This is a genomic window from Paragemmobacter kunshanensis, from assembly GCF_011059185.1.
GTDB classification, from domain to species: Bacteria; Pseudomonadota; Alphaproteobacteria; order Rhodobacterales; family Rhodobacteraceae; genus Paragemmobacter; species Paragemmobacter kunshanensis.
This window is the reverse complement of the sequence record NZ_JAALFE010000011.1, coordinates 1-25,623: the sequence shown is the minus strand read 5'-3', so window position 1 is coordinate 25,623 and position 25,623 is coordinate 1. Positions and strand designations below refer to the sequence as shown.

The window sequence follows — 25,623 nt, the reverse complement described above, 5'->3', positions numbered from 1 at the left end:
CATGGACGGCGGCTTCGTCCCTGTTGCGGCGGCGGAGGCGCGGATCGGGCCGAATGCGATCACCCAGCTTGTCGCGGTGCTGGACCGGGTGGAGGGGCGCGCTCTCCGCGATCAGGTGATGGCGGCGGCGGGGGTGGCGGTGCCGGATCCCGCGCTGGGGATGATCCCTGAGGCCGACGCGGCGGCGGTGCATCTGGCGCTGCGGATGGCGGTGCCGGAGCGGGCGGAGGGGCTGCTGCGTCTGGCGGGGCTGGCGACGGGGAGTTACATCCTGCGCCACCGCATCCCGCGCGTGGCGCAATGGGTGATCCGGGCGTTGCCTGCGCCTTTGGGCGCGCGGGTGCTGGCGGGGGCGATTGCGCGGCATGCCTGGACTTTCGCGGGGTCGGGGGCGTTCCGCATCGCGGGGTGGAGGCCCTTGGTGTTCGAGGTGGCGGGCAATCCGTTGGTAGCGGGGCTGCGGGGGGATCACCCGATGTGCCACTGGCACGCGGCGGTGTTCGAGCGGCTGTTTGCGCGGCTGGTCTGGAAGGGATGCGTGGTGCGCGAGGTCGCCTGCGCGGCAGCGGGGGATGGGGCCTGCCGGTTCGAGGTGCTGCCCCATGCCTGAGCGGCGCGTGGGGTGGCAGATGTCGGATTTTGGGTATTTGGGCCAAGATGAAGCCAGTGTCAGGTAAAGTTTACAGTTTGGGCTTGTCCGACTCTGAATTCTGCTATGTAGTTGGAGCATGACTGTCAGCTATTCCATACAGCCCCGTCGCCTTCCCGAACCGCGCGCCATGCTGCGGCTGATCAAGCCGATCACATGGTTCCCGCCGATCTGGGCCTATCTCTGCGGGTCGGTGTCTTCCGGTGTGCCCCTGTCGGGGAATTGGGGGATGGTCCTTTTGGGCATGGTGCTGGCGGGGCCGATCGTCTGCGGGATGTCTCAGGCCGCGAATGACTGGTGCGACCGGCATGTGGATGCGGTGAACGAGCCGGATCGTCCGATCCCTTCGGGGCGGATACCGGGGCGGTGGGGGCTGTGGATCGCCCTTGCCATGACGGCGCTGTCACTGTGGGTTGGATCGCTGCTGGGGACCTGGGGGTTCTGGGCTACTGTCGCGGGGGTCGTGGCGGCATGGGCCTATAGCGCCGAGCCTGTGCGGCTGAAGCGGTCGGGCTGGTGGGGGCCGGGGCTGGTGGGGCTGTCCTATGAAGGGCTGCCGTGGTTCACGGGCGCGGCGGTCCTGTTGCAGGCCGCGCCGCGGTTCGAGGTGGTGATCATCGCGCTGCTTTACGCCTTTGGCGCGCATGGGATCATGACGCTGAACGATTTCAAGGCGCTGGAGGGCGACAGGCAGCATGGCGTGCGGTCCTTGCCCGTGGTGCTGGGGCCGGAGGTCGCGGCCAAGATCGCCTGCACGGTGATGGGCATGGCGCAGGCCTTGATCATTCCGCTGCTGCTGCTCTGGGGCAAGCCTTGGCACGCGCTGGGCGTGCTGGCGGTGCTGGTGCTGCAGGTGGCGGCGATGCGCGTGCTGTTCCGCGATCCGAAGGGCAAGGCGCCCTGGTATAACGGGACGGGCGTGGTGCTGTATGTCACGGGGATGATGATTTCGGCCTTTGCGCTGCGGGGGCTGGCATGAAGCTCACATGGGTCCAGATCGTGCGGCTGGGCCTTGTGCAGATGTGTCTGGGCGCGGTGGTGGTGCTGACCACATCGACGCTGAACCGGCTGATGGTGGTGGAACTGGCGCTGCCTGCGGTGCTGCCGGGGCTGCTGGTGGCCTTGCACTATGGCATCCAGATCACGCGGCCCAATTGGGGGTTCCGGTCGGATACCAAGGGGAACCGCACCGCCTTTATCATCGGGGGGATGGCGGCGCTGGCTTTGGGTGCGTTCCTTGCAGCGGTGGCGGTGGTTTTGTTCCCGTCTGGATTTGGCGCGGGGCTGGCGCTTTCGGTTCTCGCCTATGCCCTGATCGGGGTGGGCGTGGGCGCGTCGGGGACGTCGCTTCTGGCGCTTCTGGCGACGGCGACAGAGCCGCGGCGCCGGGCGGCGGCGGCGACGATCACCTGGTTGATGATGATCCTTGGCATTGCCGTGACGGCAGGGACGGTGGGGGCGCTGCTGGACCCCTATACCCCTGCCTTGTTGCTGGAGATCGTGGGCGTCGTGACCCTGGGCGCGGTGGTGCTGACCGCCGCCGCCGTCTGGGGGATCGAGCGGCGCGTGGTGGCGGAGCGGGAGGCGGAGGCGCTGCCCTTCCGGCAGGGGATGGCGGAGGTCTGGGCGGAGCGGAAGGCGCGGGTCTTCACGCTGTTCATCTTCCTGTCGATGACCGCCTATTTCATGCAGGAGCTGATACTGGAGCCCTATGCGGGGCTGGTCTTCGGTTTCGCGCCGGGGGAAAGCACGCAGCTTTCGGGCGCGCAGAATGGCGGCGTCTTCGTGGGGATGCTGCTGGTCGGCATCGCGGCGACGGGGCTGCGGATCGGGTCGTTGCGGATGTGGGTGATGGCGGGGTGCCTTGGGTCCGCGCTGTCCTTGCTGGCGATTGCGGGGTTGGGGCAGACGGGCGGGGCGCTGGTGCCTGCGGTGGTGAGCCTTGGCTTTTTCAACGGGATGTTCGCCGTGGCGGCGATCGGGACGATGATGGCGCTGGCCGGCCAGGGGCGCAATGCGCGGGAGGGGACGCGGATGGGTCTCTGGGGCGCGGCGCAGGCATTGGCGGCCGGGTTCGGCGGGCTGGTGGGGGCGGCGGCGGCGGATGGGCTGCGGCTGGTGATGCCGGTTCAGGATGCCTTCGGCGCGGTCTTCCTGGCCGAGGCGGGTTTGTTCGTGCTGTCCGCGCTGATTGCCGCGCGGGTGGTCGAGGGGCGGGGCGGTCGTCTGCCCCGCGCGCAACTGATACCGGGGGAGTGAACCATGTACGACGTCTTCGTGGTGGGTGGCGGGCCTTCGGGTGCCGTGGCGGCAGAGGATCTGGCGCGGGCGGGCAAGCGCGTGGCGCTGCTGGACCGGGCGGGGCGGATCAAGCCCTGCGGGGGGGCGATCCCGCCGCGTGCGATCAAGGATTTCGGCATCGCGGATGAGCAGATCGTGGCCAGGATCACCACGGCGCGGATGATTTCGCCCACGGGCCGCATGGTCGATATCCCCATCGAGAACGGCTATGTCGGCATGGTCGACCGCGAGCATTTCGACGAATACCTGCGCGACCGGGCCGGAAAGGCGGGGGCAGAGCGGCTGACGGGAACCTACCTTCGGATCGAACGCGACGGCGCGGGAACCCATGTCGTCTGGCGCGACAAGGCGACGGGGGTCGAGAAGCGGTCGGCGACGAAGCTGGTGATCGGTGCGGATGGCGCGCGGTCTGTGGTCGCCCGGGCCGAAGTGCCCGGCGGCGACAAGATCCCCTATGTCATCGCCTATCATGAAATCATCAAGGCCCCCGAACCGTCGCCCGACTATGACCCCGACCGCTGCGATGTGATCTATGACGGGCGGATCAGCCCTGATTTCTATGGCTGGGTGTTCCCGCATGGCGGGCAGGCGAGCGTGGGGATGGGCACGGGGCTGGATGGGGTGGACCTGAAGAAGGCCACCGCTGATCTGCGTGCGGCCTCTGGCCTGACGGAATGCGAGACGATCCGCAAGGAAGGCGCGCCCATTCCGCTCCGCCCCATGGATCGCTGGGACAATGGCCGTGACGTGGTGCTGGCGGGGGATGCCGCCGGGGTTGTGGCGCCGTCGTCGGGTGAGGGGATATTCTACGCCATGGCCGGGGGCCGCGTTGCGGCGACGGCGGCGCAGGCGGCACTCGCCTCGGGCCGTGCCTCGGATCTGCGCATCGCGCGCAAGCTGTTCATGCGGGAACATGGAACCGTGTTCCGGGTCTTGCGGTCGATGCAGGATGCCTATTATCGGAGCGATGAACGGCGCGAGAGGTTCGTCAGCCTCTGCCATGACGTGGATGTGCAGAAGCTGACCTTCGAGGCCTATATGAACAAGAAGCTGGTGAAGGCGCGGCCGATGGCCCATGTGAAGATCGGGATCAAGAACATGGCGCATCTGCTGCGGCTGGTCTCTCCGGTATGGACCTGATGCGATGAACGCGACCCTTTTCCCCCCTGCCGTCACCGAGGAGATGGTCCCCGCCTGGGTCGATGGCCGCCTGCAGCCGGTGGGCAAGCTTGAGGTGCATCAGCGCGGGCTGCGCCACAAGGCGGTGTCGGTCTTCGTGATCGACGGCAGCCGCGTGCTGATCCAGCAGCGCGCGCTGTCCAAGTATCACACGCCGGGGCTCTGGGCGAATACCTGCTGCACCCATCCGCGCTGGGATGAGGATCCCGCCGCCTGCGCCGTGCGCCGCCTGCGCGAGGAGTTGGGCATTGCCGGCCTCTTTCCCGCCTTTGCCGATCGCGTCGAATATCGGGCCGAGGTGGGCAATGGCCTGATCGAACATGAACTGGTCGACATCTTCGTCGCCGAAACCGCGCCCGATCTGCCGGTTCAGCCCAATCCCGATGAGGTGGCCGCAGTGCGCTGGGTCGATCTCTATGACCTCGCCGCCGAGGTGGCGCGCAACCCCGAGAAATTCACCCCCTGGCTGCGCATCTATCTGGGTGAGCATATGCATCGCATCTTTGGCAGTCTGGTTTCGGGCCGCTAGGCCCGGCGCCGATCAGCCGCGCGGCAGGGCATCCAGCCAGGGCAGGATCAGTTCGGCCACCGCCTCTGGCGCCTCCTCATGGACCAGATGCCCGAAGTCGGGCAGTTCGGCATAGGTCGCAACCTTCAGATGCCGCGCCGCATCCCGCGAAACGCGGGCCGGCACGGCCATATCCCCGGTCGAGGCGATCAGAAGTGTCGGCGTCGCGACTGGGCGGGGCTGCGCCATAAGCTCATCCACCCGCCATTGCGCCATCATGCCCAGCGTTCCGTCGACATGGGCCGCATCCCGAACCAGCGTCAGATACTGCGCCTGCCCCTCGGGATCGAGCCGCGATCCGGTGGAGTCCAGCAGGCGGTTCACGGTGGCGGCATGGCCCCAGAGCCGGGCCACGACATGCGGGATGAACGGGGTCACGGCCAGAACCCGCGCCAGCAGGGGAAACAGAACGCCCGCCGCGCCTTCAAAGGCCCCCAGCGCGGCATTGATGCCGATCACCCCCTTCAGCGGCAGGAAATCCGACAGGCGCAGGGCCAGCGCCGCCCCCGCCGAATGCCCGATCACGGCCAGCGGCGACAGGTCAAGCTTGCGGCACAGCGCCACGATATCCTCGGCCATGGGATCAATCCCATAGCGCCCGCGCGCCCCCGATCGGGTAAAGCCCTGTCCCGGCAGGTCCGGCACGATGACGCGGTAATGCGGCGTCAGCAACGGGATCAGCTTGCGGAAACTGTGCCCGGACCCGCCCGCGCCGTGCAACAGCAACAGCGGTGGCCCTTCGCCTGCATCGACAACGCACCAGTCATGCGGCGGGCTGGCGATGCGGCGGGCCCTGTCGCGATAAGGCCAGTCCGGGGGGATGCGGTCGAACACCATCTCAGCCGTCCAGCGCCGCGCCCAGAACCGTCGACAGCCGCCGCGCATCGACGCGGGGCAGCGCGATATAGGGCGCATCCATGATCTGCGACAGCGCGAAGAGCGCGGGCTGCGGGCGGTTCGCCACATCTATCACGATCACGGGTGTCCCGCTCTGGCGCAACTGACGGGCAAGCCTCTGGCTTTCCTCCTCGGCGCGGGCACGGTCAGCCGTGCCATCCAGCGCGATATTGCCCCGCCCATCCGTCAGCAGGGCGATGGTGGGCGTCAGCCCGCGTGCCTTGGCCTGCAGCGCGGTGGCCATGGCCAGTTGCAGCGCCGAAGCCAGCGGCGTACCGCCGCCGCCGGGCACCCCCGCAAGGCGGCGCTTGGTCTGCACCAGCGACCGTGTCGGCGGCAAGAGCAGTTCCGCCCGCGATCCCCGGAAGGACAGCAGCGCGACATGGTCGCGCCGGGCATAGGCCTGGGCCAGCAGCAATTCGATGGCCCCCTTCGCCTCGGCCAGCCGTGCAAAGGCGGCCGATCCCGAGGCATCGACAGCAAAGACCAGCACCCTGTCCGAAGTTTCCCGATAGCGCCGCAACCGGATGTCGCTGCCGCGGATATGCAAGAGCGCGCCGGGGCGCAGGCTGTCACGGCGGCGCAGCGGCTGCCAGGGCGCGGCGGCCCGCAGCGTGGCCACGATATCGACCCGCGCGCCCTGCGACAGCGCCCCGTGCCGCGACGGCAAGGGTCGGCCTCTGCGATTGCCTGACTGTTCCGCCCCGCTGCCCCCGGCGGCCTTTGCGGCCCGGGCGGCCCGCCCGGTTGCCAGGCTTTCCAGCAGGTCGCGCGGCAGGGCGGCAAGGGCGGCCTCGACCAGCATCTCGTCCGGGATCGACTGGCCCGGATCTTCGGCCTTTGCCTCTTCGCCTGTGGCGTCGGGCGGCGGCTCCGGCGGGGGGGCATCCTCGGGCATGTCCTCGGCGGCTTCATCCTGCACCGTCGCGCGATGCGCAAAGACCAGCATCGCCGCGGCCTTCAGATCCGCCTCGCTAATCGCCTCATGTCCCTGCCATGCCGCATGGGCCCGCGCGGCGGCGGCGGCCAGCAGGGGCGCGCGCAGCGATGCGATGCCCAGTTCCGCCGCAGCCCGCGTCAGCGCGTCCAGCTGGCCCGGTGTCAGCCGCAGATCGCCCAGCCGCTCCCGTGCCGCCTCAAGCCTTGCGGGATCGGGCAGGGCGGGGCGACACTGGCCCCAGGCCAGCCCGTCAAGATCGAGGAACAGGCCAAGCCGATCCGTCAGCCCGGCGGGCAATCCCTCATCCGGGGCGGCAGCCTCATCCAGCGCGACAAGACAATGCCCGCGCCCATCCAGTGCTGCGGCCAGACGGGCCGCAAGCCCCGGCGGGCAGCGTTCCGCCATGGTCAGGATCAGCGCGCAGGGCTGATCCAGCAGGCCCCGCGTCATCACCGGCCGCCCGCTTTCCAGCGTCGCGGGCAGGTCAAGCCCGCCCTGCAGCGCATCATCGCCGATCGTCGGATGAATGCGCCGCAGTGTCAGGGGCAGGGCGCAGAGGGCATCTGTCACCAGATCGCGAACCGGCCCGACAGCCGCCCGCAGCCAAAGCCCGCGCAATCCGGCCGGATCGACAGCCAGACAGGCGAGCGCGGTTTCCACCCGGCCCCAGGGATCATCGGCGGGGATCAGGGCAGAACCTCGCCCACAGCGCGGATCACGCGGGTGGTCGATCCCGCCTCATCCAGCGGATCGCGGCGCAGGCGATGCGCAAGGCACATCGGCGCGACCGCCTTCAGATGCAGCCGGCTGACACTGTCATCGCCTTCAAAGGCCGCCAGCGCCCGCGCTGCGCGCAGCAGCGTCAACTCGCCGCGCAGGCCGTCCGATCCGATGGCGATGCAGAGACTGGCGCAATCATGCAGCGCGGTATTCGGCGTCTTGACCGAGGCGAGCGCCCCGCGCGCGGCGATGATCCGGTTGCGCAAGGCGGCATCCTGCGGCTTCCAGGTTTCGATGAAGGCGCCGTAATTGGTTTCATAACTGTCCCGGCGACGGATCACCTCGACCCGCGTTTCCACGTCGCGCGGCGATGTCACCTCGACCGACAGGCCGAACCGATCCAGCAACTGCGGGCGCAACTCGCCCTCTTCGGGATTGCCCGATCCGACCAGCACGAAGCGCGCCGGATGGCGGATCGACAGGCCCTCGCGCTCTACCACGTTCTCGCCCGATTGCGCCACGTCCAGCAGCAGATCGACGATGTGATCCTCCAGCAGGTTGACCTCGTCGATATAGAGATAGCCCCGGTTTGCCCGCGCCAGCAGGCCCGGCTCGAAGGCCCGCTCGCCCCGGGTCAGCGCGCGTTCGATGTCCAAGGCGCCCAGCACGCGATCCTCTGTCACGCCCAGCGGCAGATCGACGACGGGCGTCGCCTTGCGGATCATCCGCCCGGTCGCGCCCTGCGCCCAGTCCGGCACCTGATCGGCGCTGGCGGAACTGACAGGGCAGCCCTCAACGGCGTCGATCTCCGGCAAGAGCGCGGCCAGCGCCCGCACAGCGGTGGATTTGCCCGTTCCGCGATCCCCGAAGACAAGGACGCCGCCGATGGAGGGATCAATCGCCGTCAGGATCATCGCCTGTTTCATCGACTCCTGGCCGACGATGGCTGAAAAGGGGAAGGGTTGCTTCATCATGACACCGTAAGTGCAAGGATTTCTTGCGAAATTCCTTGGGGACGAATTTTCTGCGAAAATTCTGGGGAAAGGGGTTCGCTGGCTGCCCGATCCGTTGCCGAAGGATTGGGGTCAGGAACCTTCGCAGACGGTTCCTGTGCGCCGAGAGAGGCGATGGGGTCTGACCCGTTCCAGCAGCCCGTGCTGCCCAACAGGCGGAAGCGGGCGTAAAGCTCTTCGTTGAACCAGTTGCCATCGCGCACGGCGCGGATCGCCCGGGCATGGGGGCCATCGCCCCGGGCAAAGGCCGCCATGCTGGCCGTGTCGGGCCAGATCGAGAAGGTCACCTGATGCAGGAGCGGCACCTCGCCGATGCCGATCTTGAAGGCCACATTCGGATCGCGTCCGATCACCGCCGAGATGGACGGCACCCGATCCCAGAACCGCAGGGCGCGCGCGGGCTTCACCGTGGCGCGGGTCAGCGCCGCAAGCGGGCCGCGCTGTTCGCCGGGTGTGGCGGCTTCGGGCAGGAAAGGGTTGACGCCTGCCCAACGGCCGCGCGCCGACAGGGGATCGAGGAAGACAGTCCAGGCCTCGGTCGCGCGGGCGCGCCAGCGCCGCCAGACCGGGCTTTCCGCCACCGCCGCCCGGGCCGTGGCTTCATCCGGCCAGACTGCGACAATCGCCCAGACGCCCCAGTTCGGGCGCGGGGTAAAGCCTTCCCCGGTGCCCGATCCGCACAGTTTCCAGAAGAGCGCCCGGTGTTCCCGCCGCAGGGCAAGGCGTGCCGCGCCCATCTGGCCGATGACCCACAGGCGCGGCAGGAGACCGTTGAAACGGAAGAGGCTGAGGCTGGTGACAGAAATGGCGCAACCCTCCGTGCGGGATGGTGTAAACTTAGTCTGACATTTTGCGCCGCCAAGGGGAAGCGAAAAGGGGCGAGTGCGACGGTGTGTTCTGTGATATTGTAAATCAAACTAGACACTCTATCATCAGGATCATGGAACAGACTCTGCATCCTCGCCCCGCATCCTCTCTGCCTGAGGCAGATCATGCCATCGTCATCGGCGCGGGGCTTGGCGGCCTTGCCTCGGCTATGCGGCTGGGGGCGAAGGGGTGGCGGGTCACGGTGATCGACCGGCTGGACCGGGTGGGCGGGCGCGGGTCGTCGATCACGCAGGGCGGGCATCGGTTCGATCTGGGGCCGACCATCGTGACGGTTCCGCAAGGCTTGCGCGATCTTTGGGCGGCCTGCGGGCGGGATTTCGACCGGGATGTGCGGCTGGTGCCGATGGAGCCCTTCTACGAGATACGGTTTCCCGATGGATCGACCTTTGCCGCGCGGCAGGACGAGGCTGCGATGAAGGCCGAGGTGGCGCGGCTTTCGCCATCCGATGCAAGGGGTTACGAGACGTTCCTGAAGGACAGCGAGGCGCGCTATTGGTTCGGGTATGAGGATCTTGGGCGGCGGCCGATGCACAGGCTCTTGGACCTGATCAAGGTGCTGCCGAAATTCGGGATGATGCGGGCGGATCGGTCGGTCTATGCCCATGCCGCGCGGCGCGTGAAGGATGAACGGCTGCGCTTTGCCCTGTCCTTCCATCCGCTGTTCATCGGGGGTGACCCGTTCAACGTGACGTCGATGTATATCCTTGTCAGCCATCTGGAGAAGGCCTTTGGCGTGCATTACGCGATGGGCGGCGTGCAGGCGATTGCCGAGGCCATGGCGCGGGTGATCGCGGCGCAGGGGGGCGAGGTTGTCCACAATACGGAAGTGGATGAAATCGTTGTGGAAAATGGCCGTGCGGCGGGGGTTCGGCTGACGGGCGGCGAGGTGATGCGTGCAGGCCTGGTCGTCAGCAATGCGGATGCGGGGCATACCTATACGCGGCTCTTGCGCAACCTGCCGAGGAAGCGCTGGACCGACCGGAAGGTGAAGGATGCGCGCTGGTCGATGGGGCTTTATGTCTGGTATTTCGGGACCAAGGGCACGCGCGAGATGTGGCGCGACGTTGGGCATCACTCCATCGTCGTGGGGCCACGCTATCGCGAGCATATCAAGGATATCTTCATCCGCGGGAAGCTGGCGGATGACATGAGCCTTTATGTGCATCGGCCAAGCGTGACCGATCCGTCCTGCGCGCCCGAGGGCGATGATACTTTCTATGCGCTGTCGCCTGTGCCCCATCTTGGTTTCGACAACGGCGTGGACTGGGCCGAGGAGGAACCGCGCTATCGCGCCAAGATGGCGCGGATGCTGGACGAGCGGCTGATCCCCGGTTTCCGTGACCGCATCACCGAGGAGATCACCTTTACGCCCGAAACCTTTCGCGACCGTTACCTGTCGCCGTACGGTGCGGGATTCTCCATCGAGCCGCGCATCCTGCAATCGGCGTGGTTCCGGCCGCACAACATCTCGGAAGAGCTGCCGGGGCTGTTTCTTGCCGGGGCGGGCACGCATCCGGGGGCGGGGCTGCCGGGCGTGATCGGGACGGCAGAGGTGCTGGGGATGCTAGTGCCCGATGCGCCGAAGCTGTTGCGGCAGCGCGAGGAATTGAGGATGGCCGCCGAATGATCGACCCGCGCGACATGGCCCATTGCCGCGAGGCGATCCGCACCGGATCGCTGTCCTTCCATGCGGCGTCGCGGCTGTTGCCGCCTGCCGTGCGTGACCCGGCGCTGGCGCTTTATGCCTTTTGCCGGATGTCGGATGACGCAGTGGATGAGGGGGCCGACAAGGCCGGGGCGGTGCTGGGTCTGCGCGACCGGCTGGATCTGGTCTATCGCGGAACGCCCGCCGATGCGCCCGCCGACCGGGCCTTTGCCGCGGTGGTGGAGGGGTTCGAGATGCCCCGCGCCCTGCCCGAGGCGCTGCTGGAGGGGTTTGCCTGGGATGCGGTGGGGCGGCGGTATGAGACGCTGTCGGGGGTGATGGATTATTCGGCGCGGGTGGCGGCGGCGGTGGGGGCGATGATGTGCGTCCTCATGCGGGTGCGCGACCGGGATGCCCTGGCGCGGGCCTGTGACCTTGGTCTGGCGATGCAACTGACCAACATCGCGCGGGATGTGGGCGAGGATGCGCGGGCGGGGCGGCTGTATCTGCCGCTGGCATGGCTGCGGGCGGAAGGCATTGATCCCGATGGGTTTCTGGCGCGGCCAAAGGCCTATCCCGGTGTGGCGCGGGCGACGTTGCGGCTGCTCGATGAGGCGGACAGGCTTTATGCGCGGGCGGATGCGGGGGTGGCGTCGCTGCCTTTGTCCTGCCGTCCGGGCATCCATGCGGCGGGGCTGATCTATGGCGCGATCGGCACCTGCGTGCGCCGCGCGCGGGGCGACAGCGTGACGGCGCGGGCGCGGACGGGGCAGGGGCGGAAGCTGGCCTGTCTGGTGGCCGCGGGTGCCAAGGCCGCGCTGTCGGCGGTGGGGCCGCGCGCGGCGGTGCTGCATGCGGAACCGGAGCCGGAGGTGGCCTTTCTGGTGCGGGCCGCTGCGCGGGACGCGGCGCGGCGGGGGCGCAGCGATGCGCTGCTTGCGGTGCTGGCGCAGCTTGAGGCGCAGGACCGGGGGCTGGCCTGAACGCCTTGGGGCGCAAGGTTTTTCTTGGACGAAGGCGCAAGCCGGGCTAGATCGCGCCCCGCAGGGATGCGGAGGGCGCTATGGACTATTTCACGCTGTTTCTGACCTATCTGGCGGCCTGCGGGGCGGCGGCGGCGACGGGGGCGATGTTCCAGCCGGGGGAGTGGTATCGGGGCCTTGCCAAGCCGCGCTGGACGCCGCCGGACTGGCTGTTCCCGGTGGCCTGGACGGTTCTTTATCTGGCCATGTCGGCGGCGGCGGCGCGGGTGGCGATGCTGCCGGATACGGGGCAGGCGCTGGCGCTCTGGTCGGTGCAGATCGCGCTCAACACCTTGTGGACGCCTGTCTTTTTCGGGCTGCGGCGGATCGGGGCGGGGCTGGTGATCATCTTCCTTCTGTGGCTGGCGGTGGCGGCGACGATGGTCGCCTTCTGGCAGCATGACGCCATCGCGGGGGCGCTTTTTGCGCCCTATCTGGCCTGGGTTACCGTGGCGGGGATGTTGAACCGGTCCGTGTGGCATCGGAACGTGGCGGCCTGAGAAATCAAGGCTTTGGCCGGAAACGGGATGGCAGCACTCGGTGCAGCCGTCCAGTGCAGCAGGGCGTATGCACCCAGCGGACGGCAAAACGGGGTATCGCGCAACGGCCCTGCCGTTGCGCGGCGAAAATCTGTGTCAGATTTTCAGGCGATTTCTGCGTGCAGAAATCGCGCCGGAAATTGACGCAATTTCCGGTTACCAGCCGCTGCGCCTTGGCACGCGGACGGCCAGCATCGGTTTCAGGAGTGGCTGGCGGAAGCGGGTGAGGTCGAGCGCCTCATGCACGCCTTGCGTCACCTCGCCCATCAGCCGGGTTTCCACCACGGAGCGGGAATAGAAGGGCGCATCCAGCATGGGCAGGACCTGACGCGGCCTCGTGCCGGGATCGGCGCGGGTTTCGCGGCGGACCAGCCATGCGGTGCGGGCGAAGGGGGTGCGGGGGGGCGCGTTCACCTCGCGCGCCTCGCCCGAGGGGGTGACTTCCAGCGCGAAATCCTGCTGGGTGCCGTCGCGCCATGTGGCGTCGTAGAGGCAGAGCGCGCGGTCCTGCATGGGAAAGCGGCCCCATGTCCAGAAATCGAAATCCCGCTCCAGCGCGGTGGTGCCGAAATTCGCGTCGAAATAGCCATGCCCCTGCCAGCGGTGGCCTTGGGTCAGGTTCACGTCGATGCGGGCTATGGGAGCGAAGGGGCGCCATTGGTGGCGGGGGTGGAGGGCCAGTTCCACGCCCGTCACGGCGGAAGGCGTCAGCGTGATGCGGCCCCGCACGCGGGAGATGAGGGGGGGCGAGGAGACCTCGTTCACGTCGATCACCAGGTCGCGGCCGGTCCAGTGCATGCGGGAGGGGCCGATGGTGAGGGTGTCTTTCGACTGGTGCAGGGCGGCGGTGCCACGGTCGGTCATGGTGAAGCGCCCGCCGGGGCCATAGGTGGCGACGTTCAGGCAGACATGGTTCTGCGGGTTGCGCCGCCCGCTCCACGCATACCAGGGCGAGAAGACCGAGCCGATGAAGCCTATGACCGAGACCGCGCGGCGCCCGTCGTCGGAGACGCCGTCGAGATACCACCAGGCATAGCCGTCGGGGCCGACTTCGACGCGGAAATCCGGTCCTGCATGATCGCCTCGGCCGCGTGCTTCGCGGAGAGGGCTGCCATCGGCACGCCCGCCCCCGGATGCGCCCCGCCCCCCGCCAGATAGAGGCCCGGCAGGGCGGTCCTGGCCGGGGGGCGCTGGAAGCTGGCCATCATCCCTTCGGGCGACCTGCCATAGATCGCCCCCCCGGATGCCGGAAAGAGCCGGTCCAGCGTGGCGGGGGTGGAAAGCGCCTCCGGCCCCGGCGGTGTCAGGGTCAGGCCCATGCGGGCGAGGCGGTCGAAGGTGATCTGACGGCATTTCTGGAAATCCTCGGGGCGCAGGGCGGGCAGGCCCGCGGGGGCGTTCAGGATGATCTCGAAGCGTTCGGGGCCGAAGGCGGGGTCGGAGGCTGGACCGGAGGCGGGGTCAGCGACGGGAACCGACATGGCGCGGGCGCGGGGGTCGCGGATGCGGTCTTCGGCGCAGAGGTAGAGGGTGGGGGCCTCGGGCATGCGCCCCTGCCCGATGGGGCCGAATTCCGCTTCGGGGTTGGCGGTGAAAAAGAGGTTGTGATGGGTGAGGTGGGGGGCCTTGTCGCCCCGCGCCTCGGAGGCGAAGGCCCAGACGAGGGCCGACAGGCTGCGCGGATGCGCGGCTTTGCGGGGCAGGCTGGCTGCGGCGGCGGTGCCCATGCGGCCTTCGGTGAGGGCGGCGGGATCGCCGTTGAAGACGACGGAAGTGCAGGGGAGCGTGCGGCCATCGGCGATCTGCACGCCCGTGACATGGCCGTTCTGGCGCTGGATCCGGGTGGCGGGTGTGCCGTAGCGGAAGGTCACGCCCATGCGTTCGGCAAGGGCGGCAAGGGCCGTGGCAAGGTGGTGCATGCCCCCCTCCACCGCCCAGACGCCCCGCGCCTCGGCCCGCCAGATGAGCGACAGGACGGCGGGGGATCGGGCGGGCCTGCCGCCGACGTAAGTTGCATAGCGGGCGAAGAGCTGGATCAGGCGGGGGTCGCGGAACTGGGTTTTCAGCCAACCGTGCAGGGACAGGCCGGGAAGCAGCGCGGGCCAGAGCGCGGGCTTGCGCAGCGCGGCGCGGGCGATGGCGGGGAGGTCGGGTCTGGCCGCCTGCATCACGGGGGCGTCGAAGGCCTGATAAAGGGCCTCGGCCGTGGCGTCGAATTTCAGGAAGGCCGCCGCCTCGCGCGGGCCGGCGAGCGCGCGGATGTTTTCGGCATTCTCGGCGCGGTCGGTGGTGAGGTCGAGCGCGGGTGATCCGGGCCACCAATGCCGGGCGAGGATGCGCTGCGGCAGAAGCGTGGCGTGATCGTCCAGTCGTTCCCCGTTCAGGGCGAAGAGGGCGTCGAAGACATGCCGCATGGTCAGGACGGTGGGGCCGGTATCCACCGGCCCTGCGGGCGAGGGGATGGCGCGCGCCTTGCCGCCGGGGGTGGCGGCGGCCTCCAGCACCGTGACCTTCAGGCCGGATGCGGCCAGCCGGATGGCGGCTGCCAAGCCGCCCATCCCCGCCCCGATCACGATGACGCGGTCCTGTTCCATGGCGATGAGTGTAGGGAAGCCCTTGAAGTTGTCCATCTCGAATTACAACAATGTGTAAGATTTAGTTTACACCACGCGATGGCGGTGCGAGACTGCCGGGCAGGACAGCGAAAGGAACGGTCATGGGTCTGAATGGCGGCATGGACGTGCGGATCGAGGCGGCGGTGGCTGCCGCGCTATCGCTGGGGCAGGGGCCTGTGGGGGGCGATGCCCCGTCCAGGCTGCGGGCGGCGCTGGATCATGCGGTCTTTCCGGGGGGCGCGCGGATCAGGCCCACGATCCTTGTTTCGGTGGCGCGGGCCTGTGGCGATGATCGCCCGCATCTGACGGATGCGGCGGCGGCGGCGCTGGAACTGATCCATTGCGCGTCGCTGGTCCATGACGATCTGCCCTGTTTCGACGATGCCGATATCCGGCGGGGCAAGCCCACCGTTCACCGCGCCTATGGCGAACCCGTCGCGGTGCTGGCGGGGGATTCGCTGATCGTGCTGGCCTTCGAGGTGCTGGCGCGGGCGGCGGGGGAAAGCCCGCAAAGGGCGGTGGAGTTGATCCGGGTGCTGGCGCAGCGGACGGGGATGCCGGGGGGCATTTGCGCGGGTCAGGGCTGGGAGAGCGAGGCGGAGGTCAACGTCGCCGCCTATCACCGCGCCAAGACCGGGGCGCTGTTCATTGCGGCCACGCAGATGGGGGCTATCGCGGCGGGGCAGGAGCCCGAGCCGTGGGAGGAGTTGGGCGCGCGGATCGGCGAGGCGTTTCAGGTGGCGGATGATCTGAAGGATGCGCTTTTGACCGAGGCCGAGATGGGCAAGCCTGCCGGGCAGGATGCCGCCCATGCGCGCCCCTCTGCCGTGGCGGAGTTGGGCGTGCAGGGGGCGGTGTCCTACCTCAAGGATATTCTGGGCGGGGCGATTGCCTCCATCCCGTCCTGCCCCGGCGAGGCGATGCTGGCCGCCATGGTGCGGGCCTATGCCGAACGGATGACGCCCGTCGCCCTGCAGCCGGTGCGGGGATGAGCGACGCGGCGGCGGGGTCCGTGACGCCCGGTCGCCGGGCGCGGCAGCCCTTGGCGGTCCGGTTGGGCCTGTCGCCGCGGTTCCATGCCTTTTGCGCGCGGGTACCGGGGTTGAAGCATATGGCGCGGGCCGAAGGGGCGGCGCTGTTCGACATCGTGCAGGGCTTCGTGCAGAGCCAGGCGCTGCTGGCGCTGGTGGAGTTGCGGGTGCTGCATCGGTTGGCCGAGGGGCCTGCGGCGCTGGCCGCGCTGGCGGGGCCTGCGGGCGTGCCGGTGGAGCGGATGGCGATCCTGTGCAAGGCGGGGGCGGGGCTGGGCCTGATGGCCGAGCGGCGGGGGATGTGGCGGCTGACGGTGCGGGGGGCGGCGTTCCTTGCCGTGCCGGGGCTGGAGGCGATGGTGCGGCATCACCCCGTCCTCTACCGCGATCTGGCGGACCCGGTGGCGTTTTTCCGGGGCGAGACGCAGCCGGAATTGGCGGGGTTCTGGCCCTATGTCTTTGGCGCGGGGGGGGCTGCGGACCCGGAGCTTGCCGCGCGCTATTCGGCGCTGATGGCGGACAGTCAGGGGCTGGTGGCGGCCGATACGCTGGCCGCCGTCGATTTCCGGGGTATCCGGCATCTGATGGATGTGGGCGGCGGGACGGGGGCCTTTCTGGCCGCCGTGGGTGCGGCGCATCCGGGGCTGGAGATGACGCTCTTCGATCTGCCCGCCGTGGTGCCGGGGGCGGAGGCGCGGTTCACCGCCGCCGGGATGGGCGGGCGGGTGCGGATCGTGCCGGGATCGTTCCGGGATGATGCGTTGCCTGTGGGCGCGGATGCCATCTCGCTGGTGCGGGTGCTTTATGACCATGCCGATTCCACGGTGGCCGGATTGCTGCGCGCGGTCTGGGCAGCCTTGCCCGACGGCGGGCGCATCCTGATTTCCGAACCCATGGCGGGCGGCACGCGGCCCGATCCGGCGACGGATGTGTATTTCTCCATCTACACCCTGGCCATGCAGACGGGGCGGACGCGGTCGGGCGCGGAAATCCAGCGGATGCTGGAGGAAGCGGGCTTCTCCGACTGCCAGATCCGCCCCGGTTTCCGGCCCTTTGTCACCTCGGTGGTGACGGCGGTGAAGTCTGTCAACGACAGCGCACAAAAAAGTGTCTAATTAAATTGACACTGAGCGATGTCAGTCTATCCTTACACATAGCCGATACCGCTCCCGCAACCCGGAGAGTCGCGGCACAGGGGGAAGAAACGTGAGAACGACTGCAGTCATCCTTTCCGGCCCGCGGGAGCTTTCGCTTCAGCCGCTGGACATCGTCGCCCCGGGCGCGGGTGACCTGGTGGTCGAGATCGCGCATTCCGGCATTTCCACCGGCACCGAAAAGCTGTTCTACACCGGCACGATGCCGCCCTTCCCGGGCATGGGCTATCCGCTGGTCCCCGGATATGAGGCGGCGGGCGTGGTGGTCGAGGCGGGGGCCGAGTCGGGCTATCGCGTGGGCGAGCATGTCTTCGTTCCCGGCGCCAACTGTTTTGCGGGCGATGTGAAGGGGCTGTTTGGGGGCGCGTCGCGCCATCTGGTGACGCCCGCGCATCGTGTGTCACGCATTGATGGCGGCATGGGCGCCGAAGGCGCGCTCTTGGCGCTGGCGGCCACGGCGCGACATGCGCTGGCGGGCTTTGCCACGGCGCTGCCCGATCTGATCGTGGGGCATGGCACGCTGGGCCGGCTGCTCGCGCGGTTGACGGTCGCGGCGGGTGCGCCTGCGCCGACGGTCTGGGAAACGAACCCGGCGCGGCGCGAGGGCGCGGCAGGCTATGCCTGCATCGCGCCCGAAGACGACCCGCGCCGGGATTACCGCGCGATCTATGACGCATCGGGCGCCAAGGGCCTGCTGGATCAGCTGGTCATGCGGCTGGCCAAGGGGGGCGAGGTCGTGCTGGCGGGGTTCTATACGGAACCCGTCTCCTTCGCCTTTCCGCCCGCCTTCATGAAAGAGGCGCGCATCCGCATCGCATCCGAATGGCAGCCCGATGATCTGGTTGCCACCCGCGCGCTGATCGAAAGCGGGGCCTTGTCCCTGTCCGGTCTGATTACCCACACCCGTCCGGCATCCGACGCGCCTGAGGCCTATGCGACGGCCTTCGGTGATGCGGCCTGCCTGAAGATGATCCTCGATTGGAAGGCCACGGCATGAACGACGTTCCCAACCTGAAGGATTTCGACACCCGCCTGCGCGACGAGGCGCATGAGGAGCCGTCGCTGGAGGTGCCTTCGGACCCGCCCAGCAAGAAGACGCAGATCATCGCGATCTACGGCAAGGGCGGGATCGGCAAGTCCTTCACGCTGGCCAACCTCAGCCACATGATGGCCGAGATGGGCAAGCGCGTGCTGCTGATCGGCTGCGATCCGAAGTCGGATACCACCAGCCTGCTCTTCGGCGGCAAGGCCTGCCCGACGATCATCGAAACCTCCACCCGCAAGAAGCTGGCGGGGGAAGAGGTGAAGATCGGTGATGTCTGCTTCAAGCGGGGCGGGGTCTTTGCGATGGAACTGGGTGGCCCGGAAGTCGGCCGCGGTTGCGGCGGGCGGGGGATCATCCACGGCTTCGAGCTGCTGGAGAAACTGGGGTTCCACGACTGGGACTTCGACTATGTGCTTCTGGATTTCCTGGGCGACGTGGTCTGCGGCGGGTTCGGCCTGCCCATCGCGCGGGACATGGCGCAGAAGGTGATCGTGGTCGCGTCGAACGACCTGCAATCGCTGTACGTCGCGAACAACGTCTGCTCGGCGGTGGAATATTTCCGCAAGCTGGGCGGCAATGTCGGCGTGGCGGGCATGGTCATCAACAAGGATGACGGCACGGGCGAGGCTGCGGCCTTTGCGGAGGCTGTGAAGATCCCGATCCTTGCCGCGATCCCGGCGGATGACGACCTGCGGCGGAAGTCGGCGAATTACCAGATCGTGGGGACGCACGCGACCCAGTGGGGCGCGCTGTTCGAGGAGCTGGCGGGCAATGTGGCGGATGCGCCGCCGCTGCGGCCCAAGCCTTTGACGCAGGACGGGCTTCTGGGCCTGTTCGATGCGGAAACCACGGGTGCGGATTTCGTGCTGGAGCCTGCAAACGATGCCGACATGCGCGGCAAGTTCGCGGGCGAGGTGAAGTCGCTGGAAGTGGTCTACGACGATGTTTGATCTTTCCGCGCTTGAGAAACTGGAAGAGGCGCTGCGCGCGCTGGCCCGGAAGGGGACGAAGTGATGGACGGCGAAATCCGCTATGACCACACCGCCGAGACGCCCGTGACCGAGGGGCTGCGCCCCGAAGTGGGTGCGGCCGGGGTCGTGGCGGATGGCCCCAATCTTGATGGTCTGGGTTGCCATGCAGGTGCGGCTGAGATGGAAGCTGCGGCGCGGGCTGCGGGGAATTCCGACGTGCTGGACCGCTATGCGGCGGATTATCCGCAAGGTCCGCATGACAAGCCGCAGAGCATGTGTCCTGCCTTCGGCTCGCTGCGCGTGGGTCTGCGGATGCGGCGGGTGGCGACGGTTCTGTCGGGGTCGGCCTGCTGTGTCTATGGGCTGACCTTTGTGAGCCACTTCTACGGGGCGCGGCGGTCGGTGGGCTATGTGCCGTTCAACTCTGAGACGCTTGTGACGGGCAAGCTGTTCGAGGACATCCGCGACGCGGTGCATGAGCTGGCGGACCCGGAGCGTTATGACGCGGTGGTGGTGACGAACCTCTGCGTGCCCACCGCATCGGGCGTGCCGCTGAAGCTGCTGCCGAACGAGATCAACGGTGTCCGCATCGTGGGCATCGACGTGCCGGGCTTCGGCGTGCCGACCCATGCCGAGGCGAAGGACGTGCTGGCCGGTGCCATGCTGGCTTACGCGCGGCGCGAGATCGAGGCGGGGCCTGTGGCGGCACCCGAGCGGGGGCGGTCGGATCGTCCGACGGTTGCCCTGCTGGGCGAGATGTTCCCGGCGGACCCGATGATGATCGGGGCGATGCTGGCGCCGATGGGTCTGGCCGCGGGGCCGGTGGTCCCGTGCCGCGAGTGGCGGGAGCTCTATGCCGCGCTGGATAGCGGCGTGGTGGCGGCGATCCATCCCTTCTACACGGCGGCAATCCGCGAGTTTCAGGCGGCGGGGCGCAAGGTCGTGGGATCGGCTCCGGTCGGATATGACGGGACGATGGCTTGGCTGGCGGCCATTGGCGATGCCTATGGCGTGAACCCGGCGCATGTGGCGGCGGCGCAGAATGCCTTTGGCGGTGCGATCAAGGGGGCTTTGGCGGCGAACCCGATCAAGGGGCGGATCACGCTGTCGGGCTATGAAGGCTCCGAACTGCTGGTCGCGCGGCTGCTGGTCGAAAGCGGGGCGGATGTCGCCTATGTCGGCACGGCCTGTGCGCGGAACGAGTGGTCGGCGGCGGATCGCGACTGGCTGGAGGCGCGGGGCGTCGCGGTGAAATACCGCGCGTCGCTGGAAGATGACTGCGCGGCGATGGAGGCATTCCGGCCTGACCTTGCCATCGGGACGACCCCGGTGGTGCAGAAGGCCAAGGAGCTGGCCATCCCGGCGCTGTATTTCACGAACCTGATTTCGGCGCGGCCCCTGATGGGGCCTGCGGGGGCGGGGTCCCTGGCGCAGGTGGTGAATGCCGCCATGGCCAACAAGGCGCGCATGGACGGGATGAAGGACTTCTTCGAAGGCGTCGGCACCGGCGATACGGCGGGCATCTGGGAAGGCGCGCCGAACCTGCGCCCCGATTTCCGCGCGGCGCATCAGAAGAAGCTGGAAAAGGCCGCCAAGGCCGCCGCGGCGGAGGCGATGATATGATCCGTCGCCACGATTTTTCTGCGAAAAATCTGAAGAACGAATTTTCTGCGAAAATTCGGGTCTCGGCTCCGGGTGCTGATTTTTCGCAGAAAAATCGGGGTTGGGGGAGGCGTGCATGCTGATCCAGGACCATGATCGTGCGGGCGGCTATTGGGGGGCGGTCTATGCCTTCTGCGCCGTCAAGGGATTGCAGGTGGTGATCGACGGCCCCGTGGGCTGCGAGAACCTGCCCGTGACCTCCGTCCTGCATTACACCGACGCGCTGCCGCCGCATGAATTGCCCATCGTGGTGACGGGGCTGGGCGAGGAAGAACTGGGCCGCGACGGCACCGAGGGCGCGATGAAGCGGGCTTGGAAGACGCTCGATCCTGCCTTGCCCGCCGTGGTCGTGACCGGGTCGATTGCCGAGATGATCGGCGGTGGCGTGACGCCCATGGGGACGAACATCCAGCGTTTCCTGCCGCGCACCATCGACGAGGATCAGTGGCAGGCCGCCGACCGGGCGATGACCTGGATCTTCACCGAATTCGCCATGACCAAGGGGCGGATGCCCATCGAGAAGAAGCGCGAGGATGGCGACCGCCCGCGCGTCAACATCCTTGGTCCGATGTATGGCGTCTTCAACATGGCGTCCGACCTGCATGAAATCCGCCGTCTGGTCGAAGGGATCGGGGCCGAGGTCAACATGGTCATGCCGCTGGGCGCGCATCTGGCCGAGATGCGGAACCTCGTGAATGCCGATGTGAACATCGTCATGTATCGGGAATTCGGGCGCGGTCTGGCCGAGGTGCTGGGCAAGCCCTATCTGCAGGCGCCCATCGGGCTCGAGTCCACGACGAAATTCCTGCGCAAGCTGGGCGAGTTGCTGGGGCTGGACCCGGAGCCGTTCATCGCGCGGGAGAAGCATTCCACGCTGAAGCCCGTCTGGGATCTGTGGCGGTCGGTAACGCAGGATTTCTTTGGCACCGCCAATTTCGCCATCGTGGCGAATGAAACCTATGCCCGCGGCATCCGCGCCTATCTGGAAACCGACCTTGGCCTGCCTTGCGCCTTTGCCGTCGCGCGGCAGGCAGGCGCCAAGACCAACAACGAGGCCGTGCGCGCCATGGTGCGCCAGCATCGCCCGCTGGTCCTGATGGGGTCGATCAACGAGAAGATGTATCTCGCGGAACTCAAGGCCGGACATGGACCGCAGCCGCATTTCATCGCGGCAAGCTTCCCCGGTGCCGCCATCCGCCGCCATACCGGCACGCCCTTCATGGGCTATGCCGGCTGCGTCTGGCTACTGCAGGAGGTCTGCAACGGGCTGTTCGAGGCGCTGTTCCACATCCTGCCGCTGGGGTCCGAGATGGACTCGACGGCTGCCACCCCCACGACCCTGCGGCGCGACTTCCCCTGGGATGCCGATGCGCAGGCAGAGCTTGACCGGATCGTTGCCGAACATCCGGTCCTGACACGGATCTCCGCCGCGCGGACCCTGCGCGATGCGGCCGAAAAGGCCGCGCTCGACCAGGGCGCAGAGCGGGTGGTCAAGGAAACGGTGGAGGCGCTTCGTGGCGCGGCCCGCGCAACACAAAAGGGAGGAACTGCATGAGCGATCATACCGCAGGCGAGAACGGGCATCACGCCCACCGCGCGCCGCGCATCGAGTTCTACGTCTATTTCGCCCTTATCTTCCTGGTCGCGATCCCCTTCGCCGCCATCGCCTGGATCGTTCAGACGGTTCTGGAGAGGCGCCTGCCGGTGCATGGCCCCCTGGCCCGCGCCTGGCGCGAGGCGGGGTCGATCACGCCCAACATCTTCCGCCCCTAGGGAAGGAAGCCGAATCTCCGCAGGCCCCGCCGGGGCGCTTGCGGAAGGAACTGATCCGGGTTGCGCCCGACCCGTCACCGCTTCGCCCTCCCCCAGACCATCGGGGGGTGGCGGAAACTCGGAAGGGCATTCCGCCCGACCGTGAACCTGGCCGCAGGGATTGCGGCGTCAGTCTGCCCATCCGGAGGATAGAATGGCTGATAAATCTGACCTGAGCTTCACAGGTCTTACCGACGAGCAGGCGCAGGAACTGCACTCGGTGTATATGAGCGGGCTCTGGCTCTTCGTGGCCATTGCCGTCGTCGCCCATATCGCCACGTACATCTGGCGCCCGTGGTTCTGAGGAGGATCAAGCAATGTCCAAATTCTACAAGATCTGGCTCATCTTCGATCCCCGTCGCGTCTTCGTCGCGCAGGGTGTCTTCCTGTTCCTGCTGGCTGCGATGATCCACCTGGTGGTTCTGAGCAACGGCCTGAACTGGTTCCAGACCGCTGCTGCCGCCGGTGGCGCCGCTCCGGCGGCCGCGACCGAGTGACGCCGTAAGGCACTGGCTGCGGGCGGAGGGCTGGCCTCTTCGCCCGCGGCGACCCGAACGGGTTTTCCGACGGCAAAAGCGACCGCCGGGCGCAACAAAAGCGGAGAGGGAAGCATGGCACTGCTCAGCTTCGAACGAAAATACCGCGTGCCGGGGGGCACGCTGATCGGCGGGAACCTGTTCGACTTCTGGGTCGGACCTTTCTACGTCGGCTTCTTTGGCGTCACGACGTTCTTCTTCGCGGCGCTTGGCACGATCCTGATCTTCTACGGCACGGCCATGGAAGGTGTGTGGAACCCGTGGCTGATTTCGATTGATCCGCCGCCCGTGGAATACGGGCTGGGATTTGCTCCCCTCATGCAGGGGGGGCTTTGGCAACTGATCACCATCTGCGCGCTGGGGGCCTTCATCAGCTGGGCCCTGCGCGAGGTGGAGATCTGCCGCAAGCTGGGCATGGGCTTCCATGTGCCCTTCGCCTTTGGCGTCGCGATTTTCGCCTATGCGACGCTGGTGGTGTTCCGCCCGCTTCTGATGGGGGCCTGGGGCTATGCCTTCCCCTATGGCATCTGGACGCATCTCGATTGGGTGTCCAACACGGGCTATACCTACGGCAACTTCCACTACAACCCCGCCCATATGATCGCCGTGTCGTTCTTCTTCACGAACGCGCTGGCGCTGGCGCTGCATGGCGCGCTGATCCTGTCCGCCGCCAATCCCGAAAAGGGCAAGGAGATGCGGACGCCGGATCATGAGGACACCTATTTCCGCGACCTGATCGGCTATTCGGTGGGCACCCTCGGGATCCACCGCCTGGGCCTGCTTCTGGCGCTGAATGCCGGGTTCTGGAGCGCGGTCTGCATCATCATCTCGGGCACCATCTGGTTCGACCAGTGGGTCGTCTGGTGGGATTGGTGGCTGCAGCTGCCGTGGTGGGCCGACATCGCAGGAGGCGTAAATGGCTGAGTATCAGAACATCTTCACCCAGGTGCAGGTGCAGGCCGCCCCCGAAATGGGGATGGTGGAAGGGGTGGAACTGTCCAACCGGACGAAGGGGGCGAGTTTCTCCACCCTGGCCGGCTGGTTCGGAAATGCCCAGCTCGGGCCCGTCTATCTGGGCACGATGGGGGTGATCTCGCTGATGTCCGGCGCGGTCTGGTTCATGCTCTGCGGGGCCTGGTTCTGGTATCAGGCGGGCTTCAACCCGGCGGTCTTCATGCGTGACCTGTTCTGGTTCTCGCTGGAACCGCCCTCGGCCGAATACGGCCTGGGCTTCGCGCCGATCGCCGAAGGGGGGCTGTGGATCATCGCATCCTTCTTCCTTCTCGTGTCGGTCCTGTCCTGGTGGGTGCGGACCTGGCTCCGGGCCGAGGCGCTGGGCATGGGCAAGCATGTGAGCTGGGCCTTCGCCAGCGCGATCTGGCTGTTCCTGGTGCTGGGCCTGTTCCGGCCGATCCTGATGGGGTCGTGGTCGGAAGCCGTGCCCTACGGCATCTTCAGCCATCTCGACTGGACCAACAACTTCTCGCTGACCTACGGCAACCTGTTCTACAACCCCTTCCACGCGCTGAGCATCGCCTTCCTCTACGGATCGGCCCTGCTGTTCGCGATGCACGGGGCGACGATCCTTGCGGTGTCGCGCTTTGGCGGCGACCGCGAGCTTGAACAGATCGCCGACCGGGGCACGGCGGCCGAACGGGCGGCGCTCTTCTGGCGCTGGACCATGGGCTTCAATGCCACGATGGAGGGGATTCACCGCTGGGCCTGGTGGTTCGCGGTGCTGGTCACGCTGACGGGCGGGATCGGGATCCTTCTGACCGGAACGGTCGTGGACAACTGGTACGTCTGGGCGCAGGACCACGGCTACGCGCCGCTGGATTGAGGAGATAGGACATGTCTGACGACTTCATGCAGCAAAAGCCCGGTTCTGCCCTTCGGTCCTGGGCGCTTTACCAGATGATGGCCGGGGCAGGGTGGGCGGCGCTCTTCGTGCTGGCGGTGGCGGCGATCCTTCTGGCGGTCTGGGGCGTGGGCCTTCTGCTGCCCGAGGAAAGCAAGCAGGCCCCCGATCCGAATGCCTTCCTGATCACGGCCCCTGCGGAAACGCAGGTCGCCTGACCCTTTGGTGCGGGCGGAGGATTTCGCCCGCATCCCTACCATTCGGGCCATACGCCGGCCCGGATCCGGGGCGCAACCACAGCCCGGTTCCCTTCCTGTTGGCGACAGGGACCTGGTGCCGTGTTGGTAGACCCGACACGGCACTTTTTTCATCGGAGGCCATGATGACCCAGACCCCGCTTTTGGACCGCATCGCCGGACCGGCAGACCTGAACCGACATTCCCCAAGTGGCCTGCCGCTTGACTTCAAGATCGCCTGATTTTGCTCGCTGGGCAAGCGTTCTTCGCCCCGAGCGGTGTCTGTCGTCGCGCAAACGGCCGAAGTCGGGTGGATCAAGCCTCGAACCCGCAGCATTCTGG

26 protein-coding genes are annotated in these 25,623 nt (G+C 67.6%); 20 read left to right on the top strand and 6 right to left on the bottom strand.

What is annotated here, in order from left to right; all coding sequences use genetic code 11:
- Position 1 precedes the first annotated feature (1 nt).
- The 5 genes from bchJ to idi all read left to right on the top strand — a co-directional run bounded on the left by bchJ (position 2) and on the right by idi (position 4,658).
- Positions 2–610, top strand: coding sequence for a bacteriochlorophyll 4-vinyl reductase (bchJ, locus tag G5V65_RS12180; RefSeq protein WP_165050435.1), 609 nt, complete (start codon positions 2–4; stop codon positions 608–610).
- Positions 611–728: 118 nt separating this feature from the next.
- The gene (gene chlG / locus G5V65_RS12175) at positions 729–1,628 is read left to right on the top strand and encodes a chlorophyll synthase ChlG (RefSeq protein ID WP_165050433.1); all 900 of its coding nucleotides are present in this window, start codon (positions 729–731) and stop codon (positions 1,626–1,628) included.
- The gene (locus G5V65_RS12170; RefSeq protein WP_165050431.1) at positions 1,625–2,908 is read left to right on the top strand and encodes a BCD family MFS transporter; all 1,284 of its coding nucleotides are present in this window, start codon (positions 1,625–1,627) and stop codon (positions 2,906–2,908) included. The genes chlG and G5V65_RS12170 overlap by 4 nt, the downstream gene beginning before the upstream one ends.
- 3 nt (positions 2,909–2,911) lie before the next feature.
- Positions 2,912–4,090, top strand: a complete 1,179-nt coding sequence (locus G5V65_RS12165; protein WP_165050429.1) for a geranylgeranyl diphosphate reductase — start codon at positions 2,912–2,914, stop codon at positions 4,088–4,090.
- Between the two features lie 4 nt (positions 4,091–4,094).
- Positions 4,095–4,658 (top strand): isopentenyl-diphosphate Delta-isomerase, encoded by a 564-nt coding sequence (idi, locus tag G5V65_RS12160; RefSeq protein ID WP_241250551.1) that lies wholly within the window; start codon positions 4,095–4,097, stop codon positions 4,656–4,658.
- 12 nt (positions 4,659–4,670) lie between these two features.
- Here idi and bchO read toward each other — a convergent pair whose 3' ends face one another.
- The 4 genes from bchO to crtA are packed head-to-tail and all read right to left on the bottom strand — an operon-like array spanning position 4,671 to position 9,073.
- Complete coding sequence (bchO, locus tag G5V65_RS12155) at positions 4,671–5,534, bottom strand: alpha/beta fold hydrolase BchO (RefSeq protein WP_165050427.1); 864 nt, start codon at positions 5,532–5,534, stop codon at positions 4,671–4,673.
- 1 nt (position 5,535) lies between these two features.
- On the bottom strand, positions 5,536–7,224 hold the full coding sequence (locus G5V65_RS12150; protein ID WP_206526788.1) for a magnesium chelatase subunit D: 1,689 nt from the start codon (positions 7,222–7,224) through the stop codon (positions 5,536–5,538).
- Positions 7,221–8,225, bottom strand: coding sequence for a magnesium chelatase ATPase subunit I (gene bchI, locus G5V65_RS12145; protein ID WP_165050673.1), 1,005 nt, complete (start codon positions 8,223–8,225; stop codon positions 7,221–7,223). The genes G5V65_RS12150 and bchI overlap by 4 nt, the downstream gene beginning before the upstream one ends.
- Positions 8,225–9,073 (bottom strand): spheroidene monooxygenase, encoded by an 849-nt coding sequence (crtA, locus tag G5V65_RS12140; protein ID WP_350339462.1) that lies wholly within the window; start codon positions 9,071–9,073, stop codon positions 8,225–8,227. Before crtA ends, bchI begins: the two co-directional genes overlap by 1 nt.
- A gap of 134 nt (positions 9,074–9,207) precedes the next feature.
- Here crtA and G5V65_RS12135 point away from each other — a divergent pair, with 134 nt between their 5' ends.
- From G5V65_RS12135 to tspO, 3 genes are all read left to right on the top strand, one after another.
- Positions 9,208–10,782: a phytoene desaturase gene (locus G5V65_RS12135; RefSeq protein ID WP_165050426.1), complete on the top strand. Its 1,575-nt coding sequence runs from the start codon at positions 9,208–9,210 to the stop codon at positions 10,780–10,782.
- Positions 10,779–11,783 carry a 15-cis-phytoene synthase gene (gene crtB, locus G5V65_RS12130; RefSeq protein ID WP_165050424.1) on the top strand — a complete coding sequence of 335 codons (1,005 nt, stop codon included), beginning with the start codon at positions 10,779–10,781 and terminating at the stop codon, positions 11,781–11,783. Before G5V65_RS12135 ends, crtB begins: the two co-directional genes overlap by 4 nt.
- Before the next feature lie 80 nt (positions 11,784–11,863).
- Entirely contained in the window at positions 11,864–12,322 is a 459-nt protein-coding gene (gene tspO, locus G5V65_RS12125; RefSeq protein ID WP_165050422.1) for a tryptophan-rich sensory protein TspO, read from the top strand.
- Positions 12,323–12,517: 195 nt separating this feature from the next.
- On the opposite strand, the gene crtC is transcribed toward tspO, so the two are convergent.
- Both crtC and crtD read right to left on the bottom strand, forming a co-directional pair.
- Positions 12,518–13,339: a carotenoid 1,2-hydratase gene (gene crtC, locus G5V65_RS12120; protein WP_165050671.1), complete on the bottom strand. Its 822-nt coding sequence runs from the start codon at positions 13,337–13,339 to the stop codon at positions 12,518–12,520.
- Complete coding sequence (crtD, locus tag G5V65_RS12115) at positions 13,336–14,991, bottom strand: 1-hydroxycarotenoid 3,4-desaturase CrtD (RefSeq protein WP_241250550.1); 1,656 nt, start codon at positions 14,989–14,991, stop codon at positions 13,336–13,338. Before crtD ends, crtC begins: the two co-directional genes overlap by 4 nt.
- A gap of 86 nt (positions 14,992–15,077) precedes the next feature.
- On the opposite strand from crtD, the gene G5V65_RS12110 reads away from it, so the two are divergent.
- The 12 genes from G5V65_RS12110 (at position 15,078) to pufX (ending at position 25,263) form a co-directional block, all read left to right on the top strand.
- Positions 15,078–15,968, top strand: a complete 891-nt coding sequence (locus G5V65_RS12110; protein ID WP_394352241.1) for a polyprenyl synthetase family protein — start codon at positions 15,078–15,080, stop codon at positions 15,966–15,968.
- On the top strand, positions 15,965–17,122 hold the full coding sequence (locus tag G5V65_RS12105) for a methyltransferase (RefSeq protein WP_165050420.1): 1,158 nt from the start codon (positions 15,965–15,967) through the stop codon (positions 17,120–17,122). The genes G5V65_RS12110 and G5V65_RS12105 overlap by 4 nt, the downstream gene beginning before the upstream one ends.
- A 91-nt stretch (positions 17,123–17,213) precedes the next feature.
- The gene (gene bchC, locus G5V65_RS12100; RefSeq protein ID WP_165050418.1) at positions 17,214–18,158 is read left to right on the top strand and encodes a chlorophyll synthesis pathway protein BchC; all 945 of its coding nucleotides are present in this window, start codon (positions 17,214–17,216) and stop codon (positions 18,156–18,158) included.
- Entirely contained in the window at positions 18,155–19,156 is a 1,002-nt protein-coding gene (locus G5V65_RS12095; protein ID WP_165050416.1) for a chlorophyllide a reductase iron protein subunit X, read from the top strand. The genes bchC and G5V65_RS12095 overlap by 4 nt, the downstream gene beginning before the upstream one ends.
- Positions 19,157–19,219: 63 nt before the next feature.
- The gene (gene bchY, locus G5V65_RS12090; RefSeq protein WP_165050413.1) at positions 19,220–20,800 is read left to right on the top strand and encodes a chlorophyllide a reductase subunit Y; all 1,581 of its coding nucleotides are present in this window, start codon (positions 19,220–19,222) and stop codon (positions 20,798–20,800) included.
- A 115-nt stretch (positions 20,801–20,915) separates the two neighbouring features.
- On the top strand, positions 20,916–22,394 hold the full coding sequence (gene bchZ, locus G5V65_RS12085; RefSeq protein WP_165050411.1) for a chlorophyllide a reductase subunit Z: 1,479 nt from the start codon (positions 20,916–20,918) through the stop codon (positions 22,392–22,394).
- A complete protein-coding gene (gene pufQ / locus G5V65_RS12080; protein ID WP_165050409.1) occupies positions 22,391–22,612 on the top strand; it encodes a cytochrome PufQ in 222 nt (73 codons plus the stop codon). The genes bchZ and pufQ overlap by 4 nt, the downstream gene beginning before the upstream one ends.
- Before the next feature lie 193 nt (positions 22,613–22,805).
- Entirely contained in the window at positions 22,806–22,955 is a 150-nt protein-coding gene (gene pufB, locus G5V65_RS12075; RefSeq protein WP_165050408.1) for a light-harvesting antenna LH1, beta subunit, read from the top strand.
- A 13-nt stretch (positions 22,956–22,968) separates the two neighbouring features.
- Positions 22,969–23,148, top strand: coding sequence for a light-harvesting antenna LH1, alpha subunit (pufA, locus tag G5V65_RS12070; protein WP_165050406.1), 180 nt, complete (start codon positions 22,969–22,971; stop codon positions 23,146–23,148).
- A 114-nt stretch (positions 23,149–23,262) separates the two neighbouring features.
- Entirely contained in the window at positions 23,263–24,111 is an 849-nt protein-coding gene (gene pufL / locus G5V65_RS12065; RefSeq protein WP_165050404.1) for a photosynthetic reaction center subunit L, read from the top strand.
- Positions 24,104–25,027, top strand: coding sequence for a photosynthetic reaction center subunit M (gene pufM, locus G5V65_RS12060; RefSeq protein WP_165050402.1), 924 nt, complete (start codon positions 24,104–24,106; stop codon positions 25,025–25,027). Before pufL ends, pufM begins: the two co-directional genes overlap by 8 nt.
- A gap of 11 nt (positions 25,028–25,038) precedes the next feature.
- On the top strand, positions 25,039–25,263 hold the full coding sequence (gene pufX / locus G5V65_RS12055; protein WP_165050400.1) for an RC-LH1 core complex protein PufX: 225 nt from the start codon (positions 25,039–25,041) through the stop codon (positions 25,261–25,263).
- The last annotated feature ends 360 nt before the right edge of the window (positions 25,264–25,623 follow it).